Raw genomic sequence first — 2,859 nt, 5'->3', positions numbered from 1 at the left:
CGGTGACGCGGATCGATCTGCATCCGGTGGTGCGTTTCGATACTGGCTTTTCGGTAAGCGACGAGGATATGACGCAGATGCAGGACCGTGCGCACCGCTACTGCTTTATCGCGAACACCTTGGCCAACAGTGTCGAAATCAACATTCTTTAGCACTCAAAAGGAACAGCCCCGTGACCATATCTGACATCCTGCTCTCCAATCTGGACGAAAACGGCATACTCCGCCTGACCTTGAACGATGTTTCGCGACGCAATGCCTTGTCTGAGGCAATGCTGGCGGAACTGGGTGATGCGTTTAAAGATGCAGGAGCTAACACAAAAGTGCGAGTCATTGTTCTGGCAGCCAAAGGTCCTGCCTTTTGTGCGGGTCACGATCTTAAGGAAATGACCGCAGGGCGCTTGAATGAAGATGGTGGCAAAGCCTATTTTGCAAAAGTCATGGCGATGTGCGCAGGCCTGATGCAGGGAATTGTGAATTGCCCCAAACCCGTGATCGCTGAAATTACCGGCGTAGCCACGGCTGCAGGCTGCCAACTAGTCGCAAGCTGTGATCTGGCCATTGCAGCGGATACGGCACAGTTCAGCACACCGGGCGTGCACATCGGACTGTTCTGCTCCACCCCGATGGTCGCGCTATCACGCAACGTAACCGACAAGCACGCGATGGAAATGCTACTGACGGGAGACATGACATCAGCCGAACGCGCTGCAGAGATTGGCCTAGTGAACCGTGTCGCGGCACCCGAAGAGCTGCAAGAAAAAACGATGGAGATGGCGCGCAAGATTGCCTCAAAATCCAGTATGACGCTCGCAACAGGCAAGAGCGCCTACTACGCACAGCGAGAAATGGGGCTATCCGACGCCTACGATTACGCCTCTGGTGTGATGGTCAATAACATGCTGGCCCTCGACGCCGAAGAAGGTATCGGTGCGTTTCTCGAAAAGCGTGCGCCCCTATGGCAGGACGCCTGAACCATGAATGAGAACCCCTACAACACCGATCTGGACCGGAATCCGGCAAACCACCAGCCACTGACGCCACTGACATTTCTGGAACGTGCGGCCTCAGTCTTCCCTAATCACACAGCAATCGTGCATGGTGCACTTAGGCGCAGTTATGCAGAATTCTATGCACGATCGCGACAGTTGGCATCTGCCTTAGCACAGCGTGGCGTCGGGCGCGGTGATACTGTGTCGGCCCTGCTGGCCAATACGCCTGCAATGCTTGAATGCCACTACGGTGTGCCCATGTGCGGAGGTGTTTTGCACTCCGTAAACACTCGCCTCGATGCATCGGTGATTGCGTTTCAGCTAGACCATGCGATGTCAAAAGTCGTCATCGTCGACCGCGAATTCATGCCATTGATGCAAGACGCGCTTGCGCTGGCAACAGTGAAACCGCTTGTGATCCAATACGACGATGCCGAATGCACGGCGCCTGCAACTGCGACTGATGCGCAGGATTATGAGGCCTTCTTGTCGACGGGTGATTCCGACTTCCACTGGCTGATGCCGCTGGACGAATGGGACGCCATTTCGATCAACTACACTTCGGGTACAACGGGCGATCCAAAAGGGGTCGTTTCGCACCATCGCGGCGCCTATTTGTTGGCGCAGGGCAATGCGCTGACGACATCGATGGCCAAGCACGCGGTCTACCTCTGGACGCTGCCGATGTTTCACTGCAACGGTTGGTGTTTCCCGTGGACCCTCTCGGCGATCATCGGGACCCATGTCTGTCTGCGTCAGGTGCGGGCAGAACCAATTTGGAGCGCTTTGGCAGATGAAGGTGTTACCCACCTGTGCGGCGCGCCCATTGTCATGTCTCTGATGATATCGGCCCCCGAAGAAGAGAAACACAAGATTGAGCAAACCGTGCAATTCTTCACGGCTGCCGCACCACCCCCGGAAAAACTGCTGGCTGATATGAAAACTGCAGGCTTTGATGTGACACATTTGTATGGGCTGACCGAAACCTATGGCCCTGCTGTGGTGAATGACTGGCATCAGGACTGGTCCGATCTGCCACCCAGTGAACAGGCTGCATTGAAATCACGCCAAGGGGTTCGCTATCTGCCACTTGAGGGACTGGATGTTCTGGACCCCGAGACCATGGAACCTGTTCCACGCGATGGGAAAACTATGGGCGAGGTCATGTTTCGGGGTAATGTCGTAATGAAAGGCTATTTCCGCAACCCCAAGGCTACGCGAGACGCCTTTGCCGGTGACTGGTTCCATTCCGGCGATCTAGGCGTTCGGCACCCAGACGGCTATATCCAGCTCAAAGATCGATCAAAGGACATCATCATTTCAGGCGGTGAGAATATTTCGTCCATCGAGGTGGAAGAGGTGCTCTACCGTCATCCTGCGATTGAGCTCGCTGCAGTGGTTGCCATGCCCCACGAAAAATGGGGTGAAACGCCCTGTGCTTTTGTGGAATTGGTCAAGGGTCAAACCACGGATGCTGCCAGTTTACGCTCTTGGTGCAAGGACCAGCTTGCTCCCTATAAGGTGCCAGGGCAGTTTGTATTCATGCCGATCCCGCGCACATCCACAGGAAAGATACAAAAGTTTGTCTTGCGCGACCAAGCCAGTGAGATCGCTCATGGCAAAAATAAAGGCGAAACACCCCCAAAGTGGTAGGCTAGAAACCACTTTTTTCTGCATATCTTAGCCATACCCCCCGCCCGACATCTCGCTAGGAGACGCCAGACGGAGGGGATGTTTGGGGTTCACAACGCGAGCTCTGCAGGCACCCTCACCCCCTCCACGATCTCCCGCTTCTGCGCGTCACTGATCCCCGCCGAGTACAGCCCATAGGTCAGCTTGTTCTGCGATCTCGCAGAGTGATGGCCCAC

At 55.3% G+C, this 2,859-nt stretch carries 2 protein-coding genes and 1 pseudogene; all 3 read left to right on the top strand.

Annotated elements, in window-relative coordinates:
* A pseudogene (locus ACTG3X_RS14330) lies at positions 1-152 on the top strand (OsmC family protein); the annotation flags it as partial.
* Between the two features lie 20 nt (positions 153-172).
* Entirely contained in the window at positions 173-973 is an 801-nt protein-coding gene (locus tag ACTG3X_RS14325) for an enoyl-CoA hydratase (protein ID WP_439111955.1), read from the top strand.
* A gap of 3 nt (positions 974-976) precedes the next feature.
* Positions 977-2,644 (top strand): acyl-CoA synthetase, encoded by a 1,668-nt coding sequence (locus ACTG3X_RS14320; RefSeq protein WP_439111954.1) that lies wholly within the window; start codon positions 977-979, stop codon positions 2,642-2,644.
* Positions 2,645-2,859 lie beyond the last annotated feature (215 nt).

It is taken from the genome of Lentibacter sp. (genome assembly GCF_965658795.1).
GTDB lineage: Bacteria > Pseudomonadota > Alphaproteobacteria > Rhodobacterales > Rhodobacteraceae > Lentibacter.
Note: the sequence above shows the minus strand (reverse complement) of the source record. Positions and strands in the feature narration are given on the sequence as shown.

Excerpts from the sequence above, each read along its gene's own strand:
- ACTG3X_RS14320 (WP_439111954.1), top strand. The coding sequence starts at position 977 with ATGAATGAGAACCCCTACAACACCGATCTGGACCGGAATCCGGCAAAC.